This is a genomic window from Flavobacterium sp. Flavsp81 (assembly GCF_059491325.1).
The window spans coordinates 1,582,546-1,607,075 of record NZ_CP168505.1; the positions used below are offsets into that span (position 1 = coordinate 1,582,546).

General features: G+C 35.3%; 20 protein-coding genes. 13 read left to right on the forward strand and 7 right to left on the reverse strand.

The window, feature by feature from the left end; translation table 11 throughout:
* Positions 1-133 precede the first annotated feature (133 nt).
* Positions 134-1,252, reverse strand: a complete 1,119-nt coding sequence (locus ACEN92_RS06365) for a Fe(II)-2OG oxygenase family protein (protein WP_495641535.1) — start codon at positions 1,250-1,252, stop codon at positions 134-136.
* Positions 1,253-1,487: 235 nt separating this feature from the next.
* On the opposite strand from ACEN92_RS06365, the gene ACEN92_RS06370 reads away from it, so the two are divergent.
* Genes ACEN92_RS06370 through ACEN92_RS06405 form a run of 8 tightly spaced genes read left to right on the forward strand, consistent with a single transcriptional unit; the run spans position 1,488 to position 12,434 of the window.
* Entirely contained in the window at positions 1,488-2,144 is a 657-nt protein-coding gene (locus ACEN92_RS06370) for a nitroreductase family protein (RefSeq protein WP_495641536.1), read from the forward strand.
* A 30-nt stretch (positions 2,145-2,174) separates the two neighbouring features.
* Complete coding sequence (locus ACEN92_RS06375; protein ID WP_495641537.1) at positions 2,175-3,701, forward strand: pyridoxal phosphate-dependent decarboxylase family protein; 1,527 nt, start codon at positions 2,175-2,177, stop codon at positions 3,699-3,701.
* Positions 3,679-6,126 (forward strand): GNAT family N-acetyltransferase, encoded by a 2,448-nt coding sequence (locus ACEN92_RS06380; RefSeq protein WP_495641538.1) that lies wholly within the window; start codon positions 3,679-3,681, stop codon positions 6,124-6,126. The genes ACEN92_RS06375 and ACEN92_RS06380 overlap by 23 nt, the downstream gene beginning before the upstream one ends.
* Positions 6,127-6,136: 10 nt before the next feature.
* Positions 6,137-7,507 carry a lysine N(6)-hydroxylase/L-ornithine N(5)-oxygenase family protein gene (locus ACEN92_RS06385; RefSeq protein WP_495641539.1) on the forward strand — a complete coding sequence of 457 codons (1,371 nt, stop codon included), beginning with the start codon at positions 6,137-6,139 and terminating at the stop codon, positions 7,505-7,507.
* Positions 7,508-7,513: 6 nt separating this feature from the next.
* On the forward strand, positions 7,514-9,349 hold the full coding sequence (locus ACEN92_RS06390) for an IucA/IucC family protein (RefSeq protein ID WP_495641540.1): 1,836 nt from the start codon (positions 7,514-7,516) through the stop codon (positions 9,347-9,349).
* Positions 9,346-10,752, forward strand: coding sequence for an MATE family efflux transporter (locus ACEN92_RS06395; protein ID WP_495641541.1), 1,407 nt, complete (start codon positions 9,346-9,348; stop codon positions 10,750-10,752). The genes ACEN92_RS06390 and ACEN92_RS06395 overlap by 4 nt, the downstream gene beginning before the upstream one ends.
* Positions 10,753-10,782: 30 nt before the next feature.
* Positions 10,783-11,025: an acyl carrier protein gene (locus ACEN92_RS06400; RefSeq protein WP_495641542.1), complete on the forward strand. Its 243-nt coding sequence runs from the start codon at positions 10,783-10,785 to the stop codon at positions 11,023-11,025.
* A 17-nt stretch (positions 11,026-11,042) separates the two neighbouring features.
* On the forward strand, positions 11,043-12,434 hold the full coding sequence (locus tag ACEN92_RS06405) for an AMP-binding protein (RefSeq protein WP_495641543.1): 1,392 nt from the start codon (positions 11,043-11,045) through the stop codon (positions 12,432-12,434).
* A 75-nt stretch (positions 12,435-12,509) separates the two neighbouring features.
* Here ACEN92_RS06405 and ACEN92_RS06410 read toward each other — a convergent pair whose 3' ends face one another.
* Positions 12,510-14,849: a TonB-dependent siderophore receptor gene (locus ACEN92_RS06410; protein WP_495641544.1), complete on the reverse strand. Its 2,340-nt coding sequence runs from the start codon at positions 14,847-14,849 to the stop codon at positions 12,510-12,512.
* A 537-nt stretch (positions 14,850-15,386) separates the two neighbouring features.
* Between ACEN92_RS06410 and ACEN92_RS06415 the strand changes: the two genes are divergently transcribed.
* The 3 genes from ACEN92_RS06415 (at position 15,387) to ACEN92_RS06425 (ending at position 17,688) form a co-directional block, all read left to right on the forward strand.
* Positions 15,387-15,818: an IS110 family transposase gene (locus tag ACEN92_RS06415; RefSeq protein WP_495638448.1), complete on the forward strand. Its 432-nt coding sequence runs from the start codon at positions 15,387-15,389 to the stop codon at positions 15,816-15,818.
* Positions 15,812-16,387, forward strand: coding sequence for a transposase (locus ACEN92_RS06420; RefSeq protein WP_495638449.1), 576 nt, complete (start codon positions 15,812-15,814; stop codon positions 16,385-16,387). The genes ACEN92_RS06415 and ACEN92_RS06420 overlap by 7 nt, the downstream gene beginning before the upstream one ends.
* Positions 16,388-16,557: 170 nt before the next feature.
* Positions 16,558-17,688: a PepSY-associated TM helix domain-containing protein gene (locus ACEN92_RS06425; RefSeq protein WP_495641545.1), complete on the forward strand. Its 1,131-nt coding sequence runs from the start codon at positions 16,558-16,560 to the stop codon at positions 17,686-17,688.
* Positions 17,689-17,790: 102 nt separating this feature from the next.
* Here the strand turns inward: ACEN92_RS06425 and ACEN92_RS06430 are convergent, their stop codons facing one another.
* The 5 genes from ACEN92_RS06430 to ACEN92_RS06450 all read right to left on the reverse strand — a co-directional run bounded on the left by ACEN92_RS06430 (position 17,791) and on the right by ACEN92_RS06450 (position 21,661).
* A complete protein-coding gene (locus ACEN92_RS06430; RefSeq protein WP_495641546.1) occupies positions 17,791-18,792 on the reverse strand; it encodes an NADP-dependent oxidoreductase in 1,002 nt (333 codons plus the stop codon).
* A 41-nt stretch (positions 18,793-18,833) separates the two neighbouring features.
* Entirely contained in the window at positions 18,834-19,598 is a 765-nt protein-coding gene (locus ACEN92_RS06435) for an SDR family oxidoreductase (protein ID WP_495641547.1), read from the reverse strand.
* Between the two features lie 10 nt (positions 19,599-19,608).
* A complete protein-coding gene (locus tag ACEN92_RS06440; RefSeq protein WP_495641548.1) occupies positions 19,609-20,310 on the reverse strand; it encodes an SDR family oxidoreductase in 702 nt (233 codons plus the stop codon).
* A 144-nt stretch (positions 20,311-20,454) separates the two neighbouring features.
* Positions 20,455-21,045 carry a TetR/AcrR family transcriptional regulator gene (locus tag ACEN92_RS06445; RefSeq protein ID WP_495641549.1) on the reverse strand — a complete coding sequence of 197 codons (591 nt, stop codon included), beginning with the start codon at positions 21,043-21,045 and terminating at the stop codon, positions 20,455-20,457.
* A gap of 130 nt (positions 21,046-21,175) precedes the next feature.
* Positions 21,176-21,661, reverse strand: coding sequence for a CinA family protein (locus ACEN92_RS06450; protein ID WP_495641550.1), 486 nt, complete (start codon positions 21,659-21,661; stop codon positions 21,176-21,178).
* Positions 21,662-21,925: 264 nt separating this feature from the next.
* Here ACEN92_RS06450 and ACEN92_RS06455 point away from each other — a divergent pair, with 264 nt between their 5' ends.
* Entirely contained in the window at positions 21,926-23,146 is a 1,221-nt protein-coding gene (locus tag ACEN92_RS06455) for a DUF763 domain-containing protein (RefSeq protein WP_495641551.1), read from the forward strand.
* 559 nt (positions 23,147-23,705) lie between these two features.
* Complete coding sequence (locus tag ACEN92_RS06460) at positions 23,706-24,434, forward strand: LOG family protein (protein WP_223680337.1); 729 nt, start codon at positions 23,706-23,708, stop codon at positions 24,432-24,434.
* Positions 24,435-24,530 lie beyond the last annotated feature (96 nt).

Sequence of the window (24,530 nt, forward strand, 5' to 3'; positions counted from 1 at the left end):
TGAATTTAAGCTAACTAGTGTAATTCAAAATAGAAGTGTCAAGCTGAGCGGAGTCGAAGCCTTTTCGAGATAAAAAGCCTTCGACTCCGCTCAGGATGACAATTATTTCTGGAATCACAAACATATTAATTGCCTAATCCAGATCAAAAATTTTCCCTAAGTGTTCTTCCATAATAAAATAAGGATCATCTGTACGAGTTACTGATCTGATATGGATTAAACTTGTCTTACTCATCATCCTGAGCATTTGGCGACGCTCACATTTTACAATTCTGCCATTTTCTATTCGTTGTCCGGCAACAAAAGCGCTTCTTCCATGTGCGCACAAATGATTATTCACAAAAATAAGATCTCCGGAATCAGGAATATAATCACTATTAATTAAAGTCTTGGCTTCATCCCAAAAATCCATTAAGTTGCCAAGTGCCTCAGAAGTCTGTCCTGCATTTTCATTAAATATTTGTTCAGCAGCATCAAAACGAATAAAAGGAAGCTGTCTGTTTCCATATAATACAGAGGCTGTAGGCCCTGAATTTGCTACATCCTCATCATTATAATTGGCATCTTTTGGACATTGATAAATAGGTTCAAACAATTTTTTCATCACAGGGTTCATTTTCCCATGAGAACGAATCGAATATAATGTAGAAGGTACTCTTTCTTCATTTCTCAGATACAGAAAACTTAAAAAATCTGCCTGATTCGATAAAAAGGCATCTTCTGTATGCACAAATAAATCAGTTTTGGAGCCTGACCCTGTCTGCGTAGCTGCCATTTTCTCATCAGGAATAACGGCATGCAATAGACCTCCGCCCTTTCTCTGAGCATAATATTGAACCGGTTTAGAAGGCACAGCACCATGCAGGAGCGAACAGATAAAACCATATTTATTTAATTTTCCATAATCGGTACCCTGCCAGTTTGGGGGTGTTGGTCCCAGATCATCCTGATCTACTTCTATAAGTCCCTGAAAGACTATCGCACCATATTGCTCAGCAGAAAAATCCGAACCAAACTGACTTAAAATCCTGGTTATTCGCTCAGGAAGCAATTGAAAAGCATGAAGATGGAGAGAGGCTATATAATCCGGATTTTCATAATTGCCAAATGCTTTTACCAACAGATTACCAACGTTTGATAAAATATTTCTCTCCTTCTGTGTTATTTTAATAATTAGAGGACTTGTAGGAATTTTTAAAGCTAAACTTGTCTCAGCGGATTTTTCAGCTGACATAATAGTTTGTGATTTCATTTTTAATAGTTGATGGTTATTAATAGATAATTGAAATATAAAATACAACACACTTAAAACAAGCTATATACACAACTTGATTTGGGGCTTCAAAGTGATTATGTACGGGCATTCGGATAAAATTTTTCATATTTATTTTTTTTATTGCTTTTAATTTATACATTTGTTTTTACTTAGTCTAAATAAGATTTACTTACAAATATATTTTTATTTAATCTAAATAACAATAATTTTGATGAAAAAATTTAAAAAAATTATGAAAATTGCCCAAATTCCCAGTAAAATAAATACATCAGAATCTTCAGATGATATTGGAAAAATTTCTAAAAACATTCGCAGAAGAAGAAGCATTTTTGCCGATCAGTTCATTAAAAAAAATATTCCTGCAAAACTCCTTGACGAGATTCTCACAAATGCAACCTGGGCACCAAATCATAAAATGACAGAACCCTGGAGATTTATAGTTTTTAAGGGTAAATATCTTCCCGAATATGGCCAGTATATGGCCAAATACTACAAGGATTTTTATGCAGAACAGCTTCCACCGAAAGCGCTTGAAGAAAAGCTGGCTTATTTACGCGATTATCCTTTAAATGCTGCCTGCATGATTGGGATAATCTTAGTTCGAAACACAAAAATTAACCTGCCCGAATGGGAAGAAATTGCTGCTGTATCTTCTGCAGTACAAAACATGGCTTTGACCTGTACCGCAAATAACATCGGAAATTATTGGAGTACTAAAAGCGTTGCCATCGATTATGTTTCACAATTCGATCTGGCCGAAAACGAAAAATCATTAGGCCTGCTTTATCTGGGATATTATCCTGATGATCTCAGACTCTCTAAAAAGAAGAGGACTCCCATATCTAAAAAAGTGATTTATCTGCAATAAATATTAATAAACCCTAAATAATTATCTATCATGGACACTACATTAATGAATGATAAGACACCAAAAAACAAGGTGCTTATCCCCGATCAGGACTTCTACAAGGACATTTTTCATCAACATGCCAATGAGGAATATGCGCAGGCAATACAATTGGCGCAGGACCGGGTTTCTAATTTTCTAAAAAATAATCGCAAGCCTTTCAGCGGAATCAGACCTGACGAAATGAAAGCAAAAGTAGAATGTGTAGATTTAAAAATACCTTTACCGGATTATGAAAGTTTACTTAATGAAGTGGACGAATTGTATGTAAAACATGCTACTGCTTATCACCTGCCTGAGTATATTGCGCATCTAAACTGCCCTGTGGTAATACCTGCATTGGCTGCCGAAGTATTGATAAGTGCTATTAATTCTTCTCAGGATACCTACGACCAAAGTGCCGGAGGAACTTTTATTGAACGAAAACTAATAGACTGGACCAGTGAGCAAATTGGTTATACTGACAACGCTGACGGTATTTTTACCGCTGGAGGTTCTCAAAGTAATTTAATGGGTCTGCTGCTGGCCAGGGATTACTTTTCTTTGGAATACCAAAAATGGAACATCAAATTGGATGGTCTTCCACCTGATGCCAATAAATTCAGGATTTTTGTGTCTGATAAAGCACATTTCAGCAACCATAAAAACGCCTGGATTTTAGGCCTTGGAGAACAATCTATTGTGCATGTCGGAGTAGATAGCAGGTATCGTATGGATCCTGAACAGCTTGAAAAAGCAATAGCACAAGAAATAGAAAAAGGTAATATTCCTATTGCTATAACTGCTACAGCAGGTACTACAGACTTTGGTAATGTGGATCCGCTTCATAAAATAGCCAGTATTGCAAAACGTAATAACCTATGGCTTCATGTTGATGCTGCCTATGGCTGCGGTCTTTTGCTGACAGAAAAATACAGACATCTTTTAACAGGTATTGAACTGGCCGATTCGGTAACGATTGACTATCATAAGTCTTTCTTCCAGCCTATCAGCAGCAGTGCCTTCATAGTTAAAAATAAACTACATCTGAACATCATCAAGCATCATGCTGATTATCTGAATCCTAAGGAGCAGAATTATGAAGAGCTTCCGGCACAGATTAATAAATCCATCATTCAGAGTACCCGTCGTTTTGATGCCTTAAAACTCTGGTGTACACTCCGTTATATGGGCAAAGAAAAACTTGGAAAATATACAGATACCATTATAGAAACTGCAGAAGAAGCGGCCAATCATATTGATTCTGATAACGATTTTGAACTTTTATGCCATTCAGATATGGGCGTATTAGTGTTCCGATACATCAATGTTCCTGATCAGGCTAATTATTGTAATATTAACCAATACATTAAAGAAAAACTGTTTTTCAGCGGAGAAGTTTTGGTTGCCAGCACTAAAGTAGATGGTCAATTCTACCTCAAGTTTACCATTTTCAATCCTCTGACAACTCTTGACGATATAAAACATATTCTTAACATTATAAAACAAAATGCAAATGACTACCAACGACTTAACTAAATTTCACCCGCTGGCAGAACAGGTTAATTTTAAATCCCTGCTCAACTGTTATTGCAGGGAATTCAAGAACTGGGGTCGTTATGAAGGCATTCCTAAATACGATCCGGCATTAGCAGATTATATGCAGTCAATTAGCCATAGCATTTTTCTTAGGTTTGATTTTACCAATATTGGTCAGGAAGTATTTGCTCCTTTGGAATACTTTTCGGAAAGTGGAATACATTCTTTTGGTTTTCCGATTGTAGTACGCGATTGCGCCACTGACAAAATCAAAGAAATTGACCCTTTGCATTTTACTGACCTTGTAACAGCATATTCAAAAACCGACTATCCGGACATTGATGCTGCTCCAACCAAACAACGTTTAGAAAACAGTATTAATAATTTAGCCTTTTATCTGGCTCATTATAAAAACAGTGGCAGGATTGCAAATAATCCTGAGCAATCTTTTATAGAAGCCGAACAATCCCTTATTTTGGGACATTCGGTCCATCCTCTTCCTAAAAGCAGAGAAGGCTTTAACAGTGAAGAATTAGAGAAATATTCTCCGGAAACTGGCGGACAATTTCCGTTGCATTTTTTCTTGGTTCATCCCGATAATGTACTGGAAAAAAGTGCTGAGGATTATCTGATGACAGAATACCTGAGAAAAGAAATTGCAGCATATGCAGATAACAATGCAAAAGAATTACTGGCTCGTTATCCAGAATGGAAAGTAGTCCCTGCACATCCGTGGGAAGCTGAATATCTTTTGAATCAACCAGAAGTAAAAGAAATGCAATCCAAACAAATCCTGTTTAGTTTAGGTCAGTTTGGTCCGTCTTATACAGCAACATCTTCTGTTCGTACAGTTTACAATGATGAAAGTGAATGGATGTATAAATTCTCCTTACATGTTAAAATTACGAATTCTTATCGCGTGAATTATCTCCATGAATTAAATCGTGGTTATGACGCCAGTGAACTTATGAAAACCGACTGGGGAAAAGGAGTGCAAAAAGAATATCCTGAAGTACAACTTATTTGTGATCCTGCATTTATTACAGTTGTTTATCAGGACAGTGTTATTGATGGTTTTAGTACCAGTGTACGTCAGAATCCATTTAAAGGTGCAGCTTCCAAAAAAAATGTAAGCATGGTTGCCTCCCTTTCCCAGGATGGTATTTTGGGTGAACCATCAAGAATATTGAACCTCATCTCAGAATCGGCAAATCGACAAAGCACAGAGGCATCCGATGTTGCGGTTGAATGGTTTAAGCAATATCTGAACATTACCATCCGTCCTTTGATCGGTATTTTTAATAAATACGGATTTGGAGCAGAATTCCATCAACAAAACATGCTGATTGAATTTGATGATAAACTTTTCCCATCCAAACTTTATTTCAGGGACAATCAGGGTTATTTTTTCCGTCAGGGAAAAGTCGAAGAATTACAACGCATCCTGCCTGATTTTGGAAAAGACAGCCGATCGTTTATAGCCGAAACCAGGATTATAGATCTTCTGGGATACTACTTATTGGTAAACCATTTATTTGGAATTATAAATGCTTTAGGTAAAAGCAGACTGACAGAAGAAAAATTACTTATAAACCTGTTATATGAAGCATTAAAAGCTGAAGAACAATCTGATACTACAGGTTTGGTTTCGCATTTAACCAACAGTGTCAAACTGGTTGTAAAAGGTAATTTACTGACCAGTCTTAATAATATGGATGAAGCCAGTGCTCCAAGAACTAATCCTGCAGTTTACAAAAGTTATCCCAACCCTTTAAACAAATACTTCTTTTCTGAAAATCTGATTAATCCAAAAGGAACTAATGTCGTTTTTAGCAGATATTTTGAAAAGGAAAATGTAACTGTAACATTGAGACCGGTGGATATTAATACAGATCTGAAAATGCTGCATGAATGGTTCCATCGTGAGCATGCTTTGCAAATCTGGAAAATGAACTGGCCAATTCGGGAATTAGAAGCTTATTATCGTGCGTTACTTCCAAATGATATTGTACAAAGTTATATTGGCGAAGTTAATGGTGTGCCCACTTTTAATATTGAAGTGTATTGGGCTAATCGTGATGTGGTTGGAGAATACTACGATGCACTGCCATCGGATTATGGTACACATCAGTTTATAGCACCAGCTGATCCTAAATTAAAATTCACTTCTCCGGCCACACAATCTATGATGGATTTTGTATTTGCAGAACCAAAAGTAGGCAAAATGGTCGGTGAAGGTTCAACAGCCTTATTAGCATCTATGATCAATAAAGCACAAATGGGATTCAAAATCGAAAAAATAATTGAAATGCCGGATAAAAAAGCCAACCTCAACTTTTGCTATAGAGAATGGTATTGGGCAAAATTTCCGGCAGCAAAAGATTTTCAGAATATTCCGGTTACAGCACCCCAGTTTAATCAATAAAAAAATAACAATGAGTACAGAAAAAATATATTCGATAATAGGTATCGGAATTGGTCCTTTTAACCTTGGTCTTGCCGCTCTTATGGAACCCGTAGAAGAATTATCATCCCTATTTTTTGATCAGGCGGATGGTTTTGACTGGCATCCCGGTCTAATGCTGAACAATGTTACCCTTCAGGTTCCTTTTTTAGGCGATCTGGTAACGATGGCCGATCCTACAAGCAAATACACTTTCCTGAATTTCATCAAAGAAAGTGGAAGATTGTATAAATTCTATATCAGGGAAAACTTCTTTATCTTCAGAAAGGAATATAATGAGTATTGCAAATGGGTAGCTTCTAAGCTCCATAATTGTAAATTTTCCCATAAAGTAGTGTCTCTTGACTATGTCGACGGACTCTATAAAGTAATGGTCATCAATACACAGACCTGCATTACTGCTACTTATTACACCCAAAAAATTGTTTTAGGAACAGGAACCTCTCCGCATATTCCAGACTTTATTAATCAGGAAGCTTTGCCAAATGTGATCCATGCTTCAAAATATTTATATTTTAAATCACAAATCCACAAAAAATCATCAGTAAGTATTATCGGTTCCGGACAAAGTGCTGCAGAAGTATTTCGTGACCTTTTACCTGAAACCCAAAATGGCCTGCAGCTTAAATGGTTTACGCGCTCTTCGCATTTTTTTCCATTAGATAATAAATCGAAACTTACACTGGAGCTTACATCTCCGGAATATGTAGATCATTTTTATAATCTGACATATGAAAAACGTAAGCAGCTCTTAGCCAGACAGCATGGGCTTTACAAAGGAATTGATCAGGAATTGATTAACGAGATTTTTGACAGCTTATATGAAATGAGTTTGGACAATACGCCTTTAAATGTCGAATTGCGCTCTAATCTGCGTCTTACAGCTGTAACTGAAGATTCGGATGGTTCTTATGATATGGATTTCACACATACCGAACTGGAGCAGCCTTATCAAAACCAGAGCGATTATGTTATTCTGGCTACCGGCTATAAATATAAAGAACCGGACATTCTTCAGGGAATTGAAGATAAAATCGATCGTATGGAAAATGGGTTATTTAATGTAGGCCGTAATTATACTATTGATAAAAATCGTAAGGATATTTTTGTTCAAAATGCGGAACTACATACGCATGGGCTTTCTACCCCGGATTTAGGAATGGGTGCTTATCGTAATTCATACATTATTAATCAACTTGCTAACCGCGAAGTTTATAAAGTTGAAAAACGTATTGCTTTTCAGGAATTCGGTGTAGAAAAATCAGCAGAAGCCTTTTCACAAACCAATACGATGGACATAATAAACGAACAATTAGATGTTCAGACATTAATAAAAAACTAATTTAGAATGACAACTTCTGAAAATATATTCAAAGATGCACAACATCTCAATACAGATATCTGGAACAAAGTAAATCGTAACCTTTTGGCAAAAAGTATCGCAGAACTGATGCGTGAGGATTTGGCAAAACCGCTAATCGTAAGCAAGGAAAAAAACAGCCTTACGCATTTTAAATTAGAAACAGACAAAGAGAATATTTATTATACTTTTTCCGGGTATCCAAGATTTATTAATTATTGGCATATCGTTAAAGAAAGTATTTATAAAAATGAAGATGGACAGCAATCAGGCACAATTGATGTCCCTAATTTCTTTATAGAACTGCAAAATACCTTTGGTATAAATTCCTTCACGCTGGCACATTATGTTGAGGAATTATTGCACACTTTATATGCTGATGCTTTTATCCATTCCAAAGGTCGTTTGTCTGCTGCAGAACTTGCAGATTCAGATTTTCAAACTATTGAACACAGCCTGGACGGGCATCCGTGGGTGATTGTAAACAAAGGCCGAATTGGTTTTGATTCACAGGATTACGAAGATTTTGCTCCTGAATCCGGTCAGAATACACGTCTGGTATGGATTGCGGCTCATAAAGAACGCGCTGTTTTTCGTTTATTGGAAGGTATGGATCAGCAAAATTTTTATGAAAATGAATTGGGCAAAGAAAAAATAACTTCGTTTAGAATCCTTCTCGCTCAGGCAAAGGTAAATCCGGAAGATTACATTTTTATTCCTATACATTCATGGCAATGGCAAAATAAACTGGTTATGCAGTTTGCCCATGATATTGCTGCGAAATACCTGATTCCTTTAGGACTTTCAGATGATTTGTACAGTCCTCAACAAAGCATCCGTACGTTTTTCAATCAAAGTGAGCCACACAGACATTATGTAAAAACATCCATGTCTATATTAAATACCAGTCATATAAGAGGATTATGTGCAAAACAATTATCAATAGCACCACGCCTCACAGGCTGGATCAAAGACATGCTTAAGCAAGACTTACACCTTCAAAAAATGGATGTTGTACTTCTGGGTGAAGTAGTTTCTGTTAGTTATACACATCCGAGTTACAGCAAAATCACAGATACTCCTTATCAGTATAATGAATATTTAGGAGCCATGTGGCGAGAAAGTCCGATCAATTTTCTAAAACCCGGAGAAAATCTGATGACGATGGCTTCATTATTATATGTAGATGATCAGGGAAAAAGCCTGGTTCAGGAGCTTATAGAAAAATCAGGTCTTTCTACGGAGCAATGGTTAAAGGCTTATTTTACAGCATATCTTAAACCAGTACTGCAGATTTATTACCAGCATTCTTTATGTATAGATCCGCATGGGCAGAATGTGATTTTGATTTTAAAGGATTATGTGCCTACACGTATAGCCTTGCAGGATTTTGTGGGTGATATTTTAATTAATGAAGAAGGAAAGAAAAAACTGCCGCAGGAATTCATTGAAAACATGTTCAATGCCTCTCCAAATCCCGAAAATGCTCCTTTAGTTATTCTTATCGCTGTCTTCGACGCTTTCTTCAGATACCTGAGTGATGTTTTAATTACTACTGCAGATTTTCCTGAAGTTTCTTTTTGGAATGGTGTGTACGAAATCATCACAGAATATCAGGAAGAACACCCTGAGCTAAAAGATATGTTTGAAAAATATGATTTGTTGATTCCCGAATTCAAACGTCTTATTTTCAATAGTCGTCGTTTGTTTAATGGTTATGAGGAAACCTCAGGTTTTCCACACATGAAAAAAAGCGGTTTTATTCCGAACCCTTTATATCAGTTGGTAACAGAAGAATTACTAACAATAAAAGAGAATTCATGAAAACCACGATATTAAAGACACGCTCCTTTTTTAGTCTTTTAAAGCGTTCCTTATCCGGCAGTGAAAGTAATTTTACTTCGGGCAGCATCAACAGAACCATTATTTTAATGTCTGTGCCAATGGTTGCAGAATTATTAATGGAATCTTTGTTTGTTTGTTCCAATCTGTTCTTTGTGAGCAGATTGGGAACCAACGCTATTTCTATTGCCGGTGCGACAACTACTTTTATCACCTTTTGCTACTCCGTTTCCATAGGTCTTGGTATAGCTGCTTCGGCCATGATTTCAAGAAGGATTGGTGAAAAAAAGTTTAAGGCTGCAGGACAAACCGCTATGCAGGTTATTTATGTAACTGTCCCAATTGCTGCACTTATAAGCTTGGTCTGCAGTATCTGGACAACAGAGATAATGAGTTTAATGGGGCTCTCTCCTGCTATGGTTCAGGAAGGTGCTTCCTACGGAATGATCATGTTTGCTTCAAGCGGATTCCTAATCCTTCGGATAGTAATCAACGGAATATTTCGTGGGGCCGGCGATGCTTCCACAGCCATGAGAATATTATGGTTGTCTAACGCAATAAATATAATATTATGCCCAATATTCATGTTTGGCTGGGGACCAATTCCTGCTTATGGGTTATTCGGAGTAGGTATTGCGACACTAATCGCGCGAATGGTTGGAGTACTCTATCAGGCATGGTATCTGGTAAAAGGCAAAACGATAATGAAAATCGGAATGGCACAATTGGTATTCCATTTTGATATTTTCAAAAGAATACTCAAACTGGCTTTTAGCGGGACAGTTCAATTTATCATCCCTGCTTCGAGCTGGGTATTTATGATAAAAATTATGTCCCATTTTGGGGAAGATGCTTTGGCCGGATATATTTTAGCCCAAAGAGTAACCTCAATAGCCACGATGCCTGCCTGGGGTCTTGGAAACGCAGCCGGAATATTAACTGGACAAAATCTTGGAGCAAAACAGCCTGATCGGGCAGAAAAATCGGTTTGGAGAGCAGGAACGCTAAACATGGGATTCCTTGTTTTAATTGCTGTTTGCTGGATATTTCTCGCAGTTCCCGTGGTAAAAATCTTTACAGATATTCCGGAAGTGATTTCCCACAGTACCATGTATATTCATTTTATCTCTATGGCTTATGTTCTTTTGGGATATACCATGGTGATTTCAAGAGCGCTCAATGCCGCCGGAGAGGTAAAAGTCGTTACCTGGCTTTATATTCTAATGTTTTATATCGTACAGATTCCGCTTGCCTATGCGTTGGGAATTACTTTCAACCTGGGCTCAAATGGTGTTTTTACAGCCATCTTAATATCAGAAATTGTATTGGCTGTTGCCTGCATAATTGTCTTCCGTAAAGGAAAATGGAAAAATACCAGAGTTTAATCAGACCCAAATTAATTAAAAAATAAAAATATGAATACAACAGAAAAATTACACGGTGTATTTGCAAGAGCTTTTGAAATACCTGTTACAGAAGTAAACGACCAATTGGAATATCAGGCAATAGCCGAATGGGATTCTATGAGCCATCTTGTTTTGGTTGAAGAACTTGAAAGTACCTATAACATCTCAATAGAAATGGAAGATATTTTAGATATGGGAAATGTCGAAAAAATAAAGGAAGTGCTTAAAAAACACGGATTTGAAATTAATTAGAATATAGCACAAGAACTATGGAACTATATGATTTAATCAGAAAAAATGAAAATTTAACCTTTACGGATTCCAGTACCGGTGTTTCTAAATCTATAAAGGAAATGCATCAATCCCTGAAAATTGACGATTTGCGATCGGTTGTCTTTATTTATAACGATAATCAGTTGCCGGCTATTGAAACTTTTTTAAACTTTTATCAAAGCAGATATACAATAGCATTACAGGGATTAGGAATAAATACTGACTTTAAGGAAAATTTAGAAAAAAAATACACGCCTTATTACATCTACGATCCGTCCCGTAACAGCATTGAAGGATACAGCGCGGTAAATGCTTCTGAAACGATAGTATTATTTAAACGCAATGAAAACTCCATTTATCCTATCCATCCTAAAGTTAAGCTGCTGCTAAGTACTTCCGGAACAACAGGATCTCCAAAATTTGTGAGGCTTTCAGATGATAATCTGGTGCAAAATGCCAAATCTATCCTGAAATATCAGCCGATTAAAGCAGATGACGTCGTACCATTGAATGTACCTGTAAATTCCGTTTACGGATTGTCAATTTTTACAACCAATTGTATAAAATCACAGCAAATTGTCTGTACTGACAAAGATGTGTTTCAAAAAGAGTTCTGGTCTGATTTGAAAAAGTATGAGTATTCCACCTTAGGAGGAGTACCCTACTTTTATGAAATACTTCAGAGTATCGGTTTTTTTAAAAAGGATCATCCTTCACTCCGATACTTTACTCATGGAGGAGGAATGCTGAATCATAAATTGATAGAAGTTATTTCAGAATACACCGAAAAATATGGAAAGCAATTCTTTGCACAGTACGGGCAAACAGAGGCAAGCGGAAGAATGGCTTTTTTACCAACTGAAGATTTGCTGAGAAAAAGAGCTTCTATCGGACGTTCTATTCATAATGGACGTTTTGAAATAGACAATGAAACATCCGAACTTATCTATTATGGCCCAAATATCTTTGGCGGTTATGCAAATATACGAGCCGATTTGCAATTTTATGATCAGGAAGAAAAACTGCATACAGGAGATCTTGCAAAAGTAGATGACGAAGGTTATTATTATATTACTGGCAGACTAAAACGAATTGTGAAATTATTTGGTACCCGAATAAATCTCGATGAAATGGAATTGCTTCTGAAGGATAACCTGAACGGAAAAACCTTTATTTGCCTGGATGTAAGTGACAAGAATTTAGCTGTTTTGTATACAGACAAAAATTTAGATAAAGAATTGATTAAAGGCGTTCTAAAAGAAAAACTAAGCCTTCATGCCAGTTCATTAAAAGTCATTCATATGGATGATTTACCTTTGACTGCCAACGGAAAAGTGAATTACCCAATGATCAGGGAATGGCTTGAATCTGAAAGTCTGGTGCAATAATCCAGAAAATTCAACCTTAAATAAAACACCTCTATCCTTACGAATAGAGGTGTTTTTGATTCAACTAAAACTAACTTAAAATCTGAAAGTCAGGTTTGCTAAAACTGTTGTTGGTGCTTGTGGTGCTCCCCATGTGCTCCAATATTTTTCATTTGTTAAATTATCTACCTTAACCCCAATTCTCCATGTTGGCTGTTCATAAAATACCGTCGCGCCTAAAATTGTATAGGAAGGAATATAAAAAGTATTGCTTGTACTCATATAACTTTTACTCACATAGTTAGCTCCGAAACCGGCACCAAGTCCTTTTAAACTATTTTGAAGTTTATAAGAAGTCCAAAAATTTGCTACATTTTCTGGTGCATCAGCAGCTTTATTACCTTCAATAGCTTTATTTGTATCACTTGTTTTTACAATACGATTATCATTATAGGCATAACCAGCTGTAATATTTAAACCAGGGGCAGGATTCGCAAGGAATTCAACTTCAACTCCTTTACTTACCTGTTTTCCATCCTGTTGATAAACTAAATCTGCTTGTCTTATTAATGCATTATCATTAGTGATTTCATAATAACTAACTGTTGTGCTTAATTTTTTGTTGAACAATTCAGCTTTTATCCCTGACTCCCATTGATTAGCATAAAGAGGGTCCGGAACAAATTGTGTTGCATCAGGCTGATTTACAGGTGCAAGATTTTGGAAACCATTCATGTAATTTCCAAACACAGATAATTGATCTTTAAGAATCTGGAATACCAATCCAAATTTAGGTGATACTGATGTTTGTTTATAACCCGCTACCGTACCACTTTGTTTACGTTCGAAATCGTCCAAACGCAAACTTGTCATAATATGTAACCTGTCTGCAACACCCATTACATAAGAAGCATAGGCACTATAAGTATTTTCGTCCCTGCCTGCGCGTATAACCGGAGCTAATAATATTGCATCAATATCTTTTTTTCTAATTGGTACAAAATTAGTTGTTACATCAATCGTTCTAAATGGAGCAGTTGGTGTTGGCGTAGATGAAAAAGTATCCGAATAATTTCTGTAATTCACTCCTGCAACTAATTTATGCTTTAAGATTCCTGTTTTAAATTCTCCATTAATATTTTCCTGAATATTGGTATAGTTACTCGATATTGGCCCAAACATCGTAGCACGAATAGTCGCTGTAGTTGGAGAAGTCCAGGTTGGCAAAACCTGGTAGCTATACTCTACGTTCTCACTTACATAAGAAAATAAAGTGGTAGATTTCCAGTTCTCTGATATTTGATATTCTGACTGAACAAAAGCTTTTGAAGATGTAGATTTAGCATCGGCATCATCATGAACCAAAGATTCTTTATAGTCTAATTTTATATCCCCGGGATTTGTTATACCCGATGTAGCAGCCACAGTAGGATATAAAGGTTTGGTACTTTTAACATTATATAACTCTGCATCTACATTAAAAGTAAGTTTCTCTGTAGCTTTAAAAGTAAGACTTGGAGCAAAAGAAAGGGTATTAGAAAAACCATAATCCAAAAAGCTTTTTGCTCTGTTAACCCCTACATTCAGCCTGAAAAGGGCCTTTTTATCTTTGGTAAGAGGTGCATTAACATCTACCGTAAGCTGGTTAACCCCATAACTTCCGCCAGTATATGTTATTTCGGCAGATTTGGTTTCAAACGGTTTTTTAGTAACCAAATTGACTACACCTCCAAAAGAAGAGGCCGAAGATCCGAATAAAGTTCCTGAAGGTCCTTTTAATACTTCAATTCGGTCAACATTTTGAATCCCAACAGTAGAACGGCCTGATAAAGTTTCCATACCATTTCTGGCATTAACACCAACAGTAAAACCTCTGAAAATAAGGGCAAATCCTCCCGAAGGGTAATTAAGAGGTACAATACCCGGAGCGTTTCTCATAGCCGTTGTAATATCGATTGTTATCTGCTCTTGCATAAGTTCTTTGTGTATCACATTATATACCTGTGGATTCTCCAGGTTCTTTAAAGGCATTCTGGCCACATATTCCGTTTTTTTAGAAAGAATGCTTTTTTTATTACTGATTACAACCTCCTTTAACTCTTTATTAGAAACTTTTAGTTGCAAATTAAGTGAAGCTGTTTCATTTTCAGCCACTCTAACTTCCTGTTCTGATGTTTCATAACCATTTAAAGACACTTGTAAGATGTAAGTATTTGGTTTTACACGGTTTAGTTCAAAACTACCGTCATCATTTGTACTCGTATTATATTTTGAGCCTTTAAGAATGATATTCACATCTGCTGCCGGTTTTCCGTCTGAAGTTGTGATTTGACCTTTAATTTTTCCGTGATTTTGTTGAGCAAAAGAAAAAAGGACTGAAAACAAGAAGGCAATTATAAATAAAAACTTTGATGTTCTTAAAGTAAGATATTTCATTGATTTTTAATTTTGATTAATATTTGTTTTTATTTAGAATTAATAAAAACAGTGCAAAAATAAAAATTAATATTAGTTTAACAAGGATTATTTAGATTTATTCTACACAATAATTACACTTATGGCTTTATGTATAATTGATATCCAAATCACTTAAAAAATTTTAAACTTACCTATGTGGTTTAACTGATTTGAACTCTTCTTTGATATAAAACGAATAGATCAAAAATTATAAATTTGAGTAAAACTTCTTCATCCATCCAAAAATAATTGTCACCCTGAGCGGAGTCGAAGGCTTTTTAAGTAATAAAGGGCTTCGACTCCGCCTTTACTTTGGATTTGATAAAAAGCTTTAAATTTATTCAAAGGAAAGCAGAGGTGAACTTTCGACTCCGCTAGTTAAGAACTATGCTGTGCATTAGTCCTCTGCCTTCCCCTTGAATCCCGTTGAATTGCTTCAAATAGAATGATAGACATAGCGGTCTAATAAAGGCTCTAAAGAAGTTCAACATTTTTGTTTATCTTAAATTCAAAGTTATGAAAAAGTATTCATTTTATGTCGGCATTGATGTATCAAAAGCTAAATTAGATATTAATATTCTTGATGCTTCAACTCTTAGGTCAGAGCATTTTAGCATAGAAAATAATATCAAAAACATTTCTGTTTTTATCAAAAATATGAGCAGGCAGGTTAATAAAGAATATATTCTTTTTTGTTGTGAAAACACAGGTATTTATACCAATCATATATCAAGTGCTTCAGTAAAACTCAATCTGGATTTATGGATTGTTCCTGCGATTGAAATAAAAAAATCAAAAGGAATTTCAAGAGGAAAAAATGATAAAATTGATGCCAGGGATATTTCTTATTACAGTTACAGAAACATAGATAAATTAAAACTATTTACTTTAACAGGCATAGAGATTCAAAAACTAAAAATTCTTTATACCGAAAGAGAAAAATGCTAAAAGCCTTATTGCTTATACAAGCTACAAAAGAAAATAAAGATTTTACAGATAAAATAATTTTCAGGGAAGTATCTCAAATTAACCAGGCTCTGGCTAAATCTATTAAAAATTCGATCAATAAAATTGAGTCGAGAATTAAAGAAATAATTAAATCAAACGATCAATTAACCAAACAAATCCAACTTATCAGATCAATTCCCGGGCTCGGAGAACAAACCAGCGTGTATTTGATTATTGCAACAAAAGGATTTACAGCGTTTAAAAACTGGAGGCAATTTGCCTGTTACTCTGGTGTTGCCCCTTTTGAACATAGCTCTGGTTCCAGTGTAAAAGGAAGGACCAGAGTGAATCATATGGCTGATAAAAAAATGAAGTCACTATTGCAAATGTGCGCTATGACAACATTAAAATATGATCCACAATTAAAGGAATATTACAATAAGAAAAAAGTGGAAGGCAAAAACTCAATGTTGGTTTTAAATAATATCAGATGCAAACTTATAAGCAGGGTCTTTGCTGTTATAGCAAGGGAAACTCCATATATAAATACCTATAAATTTGCATCGTAATTTTTTAGTACTTTTTGTTGTTTTTTATCATAGAATGCTCAGCCTGACATCTATCTTGAATTACAACCAATGAGTTAAACTAAATAATCTTTGCACTACTATGCGTATTTAATCTAAATAAGTATAAATTTGCGATTCAAAATTGAAGTAATTAATGTTTCCAAAAACACATGAATAAAGCATTTAAGAAAAAAATCAGGAATTTACATTTGTGGCTGGGACTTGGTTCGGGGCTAATTGTTTTTATAGTAGCACTTACAGGAAGCCTGTTGGTTTTTGAAAAAGAAATCGACCAATTCATAAACCCGGAATTTTACACCGTTTCTAATATCGGTCAGACAAAAAAGACAATTGATTACTGTACAAACGTATTACAAAAAGAGTATGCTGTTAAAAAAATAAATCGTATCCTTACATTTAATGATCCCCAACGAACTCTGATAATTGTTGGAAAAGATAAAGACAAAGTAGTACAGATTTTTTCGATGGATCCCTATACTGGAAAAGTACTTGGTACAGTTGCACAAGAAAGCAGATTTTTTTCTGTTGTTTTATCAATACACCGACAACTATTAATAGAAGATGCAGGTGAAATTATTACAGGCTGTTCCTGTCTGATTTTTGTTTTTATGTTAATCTCCGGTCTTATTTTATGGTGGCCGAAAAAAATTAAAAATTTAAAGCAAAGATTAACTGTCAAATGGAACGGATCATTCAAAAGATTCAATTGGGACTTTCATTCCACTATTGGTTTTTACAGTTTTTTATTTCTGTTGATTATAGCTCTGACGGGTTTAACATGGTCTTTTAAATGGTTTGAGAACGGAATGTATTTCCTTGCAGATGGTTCCATAAAAAAAGCGTCTCCAAAAGTTGAAAATCCAACAAAAACAGATCCTAAACTTGATCAGACAGCCTTCTATCAAAGCATTTATCAAAAAACGGACAGCATTTTTCCATACAAAGGAAATATTCAAATCAGAATGCCTGCAGATACAATTAACAGTATTCTGGTTCTAAAGGAAAACCTTGAAATGAGCATTCCAAACCAATCCAGCGCAGCTTATTTTGACAAATACACAGGTCAGAATATTGAAAAAAGACCTTATGCGTCTTTTAGTAATGGAGACAAACTAAGGAGACTTGTCTATCCGATACACACGGGAAATATTTATGGGTATCCAACCAAAATAATTGCTTTTTTGGTAACACTTTTTGCTGTCACTTTGCCAATTACAGGTCTATTAATTTGGTTAGGAAAAAAGAAGAAAAAAAAGAGTCCTGCCGCATCAGTCAATTAAAAATACTTAATAAAATGATTTTAAAGCCTAAAGGTAAAAATCATCACAGATGCGACAAAACAAATTATTATTTACTTGTATTATCAGGAAATAATAAATAAATTAATTTACCTTAATAACAACTTTTCCTTTAGCCCGACCGCTTTCTACATAAGCAAGAGCATCATTGGCAGCATCGAATGAAAACACTTTGTCTACAACCGGACGTATAATTCCGGAATTGATAAGCTCAGTGATTTTACTTAGCTGAGCTCCACTTGCTTTCATGAATAGAAAGGAATAATGTACACCTAATCGTTTTGCTTTTTTCTTAATTCCATAACTTAAAAAAAACAGTACTATTTTGAGAATTGCATTCAGCCCAATTTCTTTTGCAAATTCAGGATCCGGAGGACCGGAAATTGAGATAAGCTTTCCTCCAGGTTTTAATATGCGTAATGATTTTTCCAGGGTTTTAGCATCCTGACTATTCAAAACAACATCATAATCCTTAAGTATAGTTTCGAAATCTTCATTTTTGTAATCAATAACAATATCGGCTCCCAGGCTTTTTACCAAATCAATATTGGCTGTACTCGTAGTCGTGGCTACAGTAGCACCCAAATGTTTTGCCAGCTGAATAGCAAAAGTCCCTACGCCGCCTGACCCTGCCTGAATAAAGACTTTTTGGCCTTTTTTTAGATTCGCTTTTTCAACCAGTGCCTGCCATGCCGTTAATCCTACCAACGGAATAGAGCCAGCTTCTTCCATTGAAATATCTTTAGGTTTTATCGCAACATCACTTTCATCAATGGCAATAAATTGGGCAAAAGTACCTATTCTATAATCTTGCGGACGTGAATACACTTCATCTCCTGCCTTGAAATTCTTTACTTTTGAGCCGGTTTTCACAACAACTCCTGCAACATCATGCCCTAAAACGAGAGGCATTTTATAAGGAAGTATTGCTTTGAACTCCCCACTTTTGATTTTAGAATCCAAGAGATTTACACCGGCAGCATGCACTTGTACCAATACATCATTTTCTTTCAGCTGCGGTTCCGGAACTTCAACTTTCTTCATTCCCCCTTTAGGCTTATAACTATTTATAATAAATGCTTTCATATTAATTTGTATTAAGAGTTTGATAATTCAAGGTGTAATTTTTACTGTAATAATTTGTAACTTTTCTTAGGATTCACTAAACTGTAAGCTAATTTAGGAAAGAATCTGTTCAGGAAGTACAAGGTTTTTGTATCCCCTATTCGAATCGTATACTGATCTTTTTTAAGGGCATCGATAAACTCTTTTACTAATTGTTCCGCAGTTAACTTTTTACCTGTCCTTTCTGCCGTCATTTCAGTAGCAACAACCGGAGGCAGTAGTTCAAATACTTTTACACGGCTGTTCAAAATCTGTAAATGTTTTCGCAGCGATTGCGTATAAAACCCCAAAGCGGTTTTAGATGCAGAATATGTAGCTTCTGTGATTGATGGTACATAACGAAGAAGAGAGGTTGTGTTGATAATGGCACCTTCGCTTCGGGATTGCAGCATCTCCATAAAAAGATTATTCAAACGAACAATACCAATATAATTAACCTCCATTTCATAAGCAGCACTTTCGGCATGTTTATCGTCTGCAATACCTAAATTCAACACAGGACTTAATACCCCTGCATTATGATAAAAAATATCAATTCCGCCCAATTCCTTAATCTGTTTGAAAAGAGTAACTGCATCTTCTGCATTGGCAGCATCACTTTTTATAACCGTAAGGCCAGGATATGCTTTTTTTGCATTGTTCAGTTTTTCCTGATTTCTGCCCGTAATAATCACTTTGGCACCCAACTGTAAAAATTGTTTTGCTGCTTCAAGACCAATTCCTGAACCTCCTCCTGTAATTAATATTGTTTTATTCTTTATTATCATGATTGTCTATTTATAATTTATCAGAAAACGTTTTTGATTCCCCGACCAAAATATCAAACTGGTTTTTCTCTAATGCCAAAACTAATTCATCTGCTACTTCTGAAGGAGGAATCCCGTTTGCTCCGCCAATCTCAGCTGAGAATTCTGTATTTACCAAAGGAGGGTAAATTTCATAAATACTTAAATTTGGGGTTTCTTCAAAAGTATCTCTTAACCCTTGCGTGTAACTGTGTAAGGCAGCTTTACTGGCGGAATACGTAGGAAGGTATTTATTTCCTCTAAAAGCAACTATAGAAGTAACATTTACAACAGCTGCCTCTTTCTGTTTTAATAAATGAGGCAATACCAATTGTGTAAAATCTATAACACTTAAATAATTGGTATTGATTTCCTGAAATGCTTTTTCGGCAGCATTATTTGTATTGTCGCTCAAATCATTTAGAAAGGCAGCACCGGCATTATTGATCACGATATTTACCTGAGGATACTGCTCCGTTAATTCTTTTGCAATACGAATACGATCCGCAGGAATTGCTAAATCCCCTTGTATGGCTTTGGCACCGTCTAATTCTTTCAATGCTTTCTGTAGTCGGTCTTCACTGCGTCCGTTAATGATAACCTTGTTTCCTGCTGCAATTAATTTTTTAGCAAATGCTAAACCTATTCCGGCGCTACCGCCTGAGATAAATATTGTATTTCCTGATGTGTTCATTTTATTATTTATTTACTTGATTAACAATTGTTTTAATTTAAATTTTGTACTTTTTAGTATATTTTTAATTCCTAAAAACCATTAGGTCCATTCATTTAACCATTGTATAAAATATACCAAAAAGTATATTGTTTTGAAAAAAAATTAGATTGCAAAGCTTTCTAATTCTTTTTTCAGATTTTTAATAAGACCGCGCATAGGTTTGGCTGTATTCATGTTTCTGCATATAATTACTGCCCCTTCAACAGCCGCAAATGCCTTAAAGGCATATACTTCCGAATCCAGACGATTGGAGAATTCCCCATCCTCAATGCCTTTGTTAAGGATTGAAACAAAAAATTCCAGTCCGCTTCTGAATGTCACTGCAATTTTTTCTTTAATCGCAGGATAATTATCATCTGACTCTACAGCGATATTCATAACCGGGCAGCCACCTTTGATATGAGTCTCTAAAGGATCTTTATAAAAATCAAAAAAGGCAAATACTTTCGCTTTGGCTGTCTTTCCTTTACTAATAGCTGTTGCTAATTTACTGCCATTACACTCAAGCATATAATTAATAACCTGAAGAGATAAATCTTCCTTACTTTCGAAATGCCCATAAAGACAACCCTTTGTTAATTTTGCGGCTTCAAGCACGTCATCTATGTTCGCACCCGAAATTCCCTTTTGATTAAAAATAGGGGCCGCAATTTCGAGTATAAATTGTTTTGTTCTTTCAGCTTTTGTTAGCATCACATTCAGTTTTGAAATGCAAATATACTAAAAAGTATATTTTAAAGCGAAAAAACAACATTTTTTTTAAGCATAATATGGCTTTAAATTATTCCTTATCGATATTGCCTAAATTTATAATTCTGACAGATTAAAAATTTAAATTAATTTCATCGATAATTAATGAAGCTGCCGCATCAATTGTCTGAGTAACAATTTCTTCAGCGGTACCTTTAAATTCATATCGTTTTGCTAATTGTTTATGTGGAAAAATAATATGGATAAAAATAGTCCCAACAGGTTTTTCAGGAGTTTCGCTTCCACCCGGAGTTGTGAGTCCTGTAATGGCAACACATACATCTGAAGCGATAATTTTACAGAAATTATGTGCCATTGCTTCGGTTACTTCAGCAGATTCAGGTGTAAATATATCTATAAGTTCGGGTGGAATTTCAAGTATCTCTTCTTTCATGCAGGCATCATAACAAACCATTCCGCCAAGCAGGATTTTACCCGAATCAGGAACTCTGGAAAATTCATAACACATTTTTCCTGCCGAAGCACTTTCAACAAACGTTATCTTCCAGCCCTGTTTTATAATCGCTTTACTGCATTCTATAACTTTAGGAGATATCATATTTTAAAATTTTGATATAATAAATTCTTAAACTTCGTTTCAAAAATGAAAGGATTATTGATGTAAACTTTCCTGATTTATTTAGGTAAATAATATTTTTGAAACATTCTTATAAAATTAGAAAAACAGAAATACAGGAACTTACATAATTAAGAATGAAATTTATAATATTAGGCCTTTGGAGTTTTCATTTCCATCTTTGATTTTATTTAACAGCCTACCATCCATATTTTTTTTAATTTTGTCGAAATCCAAATTTCTCCAATGAAACGTTCCGGCTCTGCAGATCTTCCATTACATTATGGCCATGTTCCTTTATGGCTGGCTGATCGTATGTCGAAACTTGGTTTTGCAATTGTTGAAACTATTGCAATGGAATTTTCAACATCGGAAGTTATCAGTAAATTGAGTAATCCATTTTGGTTTCAGAGTTTTGGTGCCGTTATGGGTATGGATTGGCATTCTTCCGGAATTACGACTTCTGTTCTTGGTGCATTAAAAAAATCAGTAAATCCGCATTCGAAAGAACTCGGAATCTATATCTGCGGAGGCAAAGGAAAACATTCCATGCAAACGCCACAGGAACTTTTATATGTAGGTGAAAAAACAGGGCTTGACGGCAATAGCCTGGCAAATTGCAGCAGGCTAACTGCCAAAGTTGACAACACAGCCATTCAGGACGGATTTCAATTGTACCAACACAATTTTATTGTTGATAATAAAGGGCAATGGGCTGTTATTCAGCAGGGAATGAATCCTGACTCTAAAACAGCACGAAGGTATCATTGGCATTCACAGGATTTGAAATCCTTTATTAATGAACCGCATACTTTTATATATGGAGAAAATCAGGGTTCTATTCTTAACCTTACAGCCGGAACTGCCGAAAAATCCAGAGCCGGTATTTTAGAATTATCCAAAGAGTCTCCAACAAAAATTATGAAAGAAATGCAGCATCTTTCTTTACCGGCGCATCATGATGTGAGAATTGAAGATGTGAATATGAAAAGGCTTGGCGCTATGTTATGGGCAACACATGAAAACAAACCGGAAGATTTTGAGGAACTTTTACTTTTAAAAGGAATGGGGCCAAGAGCTTTGCAGTCATTGGCATTGGTAAGTGAAGTTATTTATGGTACTCCTACCCGATTTGAAGATCCTGCGCGTTTTTCGTTTGCACATGGCGGTAAAGACGGACATCCTTTTCCTGTTCCGATAAAAATTTATGATGAAACAATCGATACGCTGCAAAGAGCTATTAACCGTGCTAAAATTGGCAATAGCGATAAAATAGAAGCCATTCGGAAATTATCTGAAATTTCGCGAAAAGCAGAAGAAGGTTTCACCCCCAACACCAACTTTGATGTCCTCATACAAAAAGAAAGAGATGAATCACACAAATATGGCGGAAGGACTGTTTTTGGAGAAGCAAAACCTCCAAAACCAAAACCGATAAACCCTAATAATCAATTAGAGTTGTTTTAATAACCAAAATGATTTTGATTGTTGAAAGAACCAGAAGGTTTAAAGTCAGGAGGATTCAAATATGTTTCATTAAAAATTACATTTCAAAAACTATTTTTAACCCGTTGGGTGTAATTGACTGAAGCTCTTATTTGATATAAAATAAATAAATCAAAAGTATAAATTTGAAATTACTGTCACCCTGAGCGGAGTCGAAGGCTTTTTAGGTGGAAAGGGCCTCGACTAAGTTTATCCTGAGTGAAGCCGAATGGACTAAGCCTGACATCTATTTTGAATTACACCCGACGTATTATTTTCAATCAGCTGATAATTAGATAAAATCGAAACAAAACTTTTTATCAGAGTTACCCTTGAAATTAATTAATATACATTTTTATAACAACTTTCAAAAAAAGAGTTAATTTAGTACGACAGCTTAGATAAAATCTGAACTGAAAACAAGTGCCTAGCCCTGATGGGAACGGCATCCTTTTGTGATCTCGTTTTTTTCTAACGAGACCACAAAAGATACAGTGAACAGCAGGAATGAGCTCCTGAAAAACAAATTAATATACAAAAAATGAGATTAGAAGATTTTGATAACGATGAGGATAAAGTAATTCAGGATCGTTTGAAACAAAAAACGTGGAATGAAATCAGAACCAACGACAGCTGGGCGATTTTTAAAATCATGGCGGAATTCGTAAATGGTTACGAAAGCATGGGACGTATTGGTCCGTGTGTATCTATTTTTGGATCAGCCAGAACAAAACCGGACGATAAATATTATTTACTGGCCGAAAAAATTGCCTATAAAATTAGTAAAGCCGGTTATGGAGTTATTACAGGCGGCGGTCCCGGAATAATGGAAGCCGGTAATAAAGGGGCACATTTAGGAGGCGGAACTTCTGTTGGACTGAATATCGAATTGCCTTTTGAGCAACATTTCAATCCTTATATCGACCACGATAAAAACCTTAATTTTGATTACTTTTTTGTTCGAAAAGTTATGTTTGTAAAATATTCTCAGGGATTTGTAGTTATGCCCGGAGGTTTTGGAACTTTGGACGAAATGTTTGAAGCAATTACGCTGATTCAGACCAAAAAAATTGGAAAATTCCCAATTATATTAGTCGGAGTTGAATTTTGGTCAGGACTAATCGAATGGGTAAAAACGGTATTGGTAGAAAAAATGCATACTGTAAGTCCTGATGATTTAAACTTATTCAAAATCGTAGATACTGAAGATGAAGTAGTTGACGTGTTGGATAAGTTTTACAAGAAATATGATCTAAGTCCGAACTTCTAATTTTAAACATATCAATCATTGAAGTTAATTTAAATTTGACGTCTGACAAAAGTAATCTTATAGGAATTTATCACCTAAATGATTAAATTACATTAA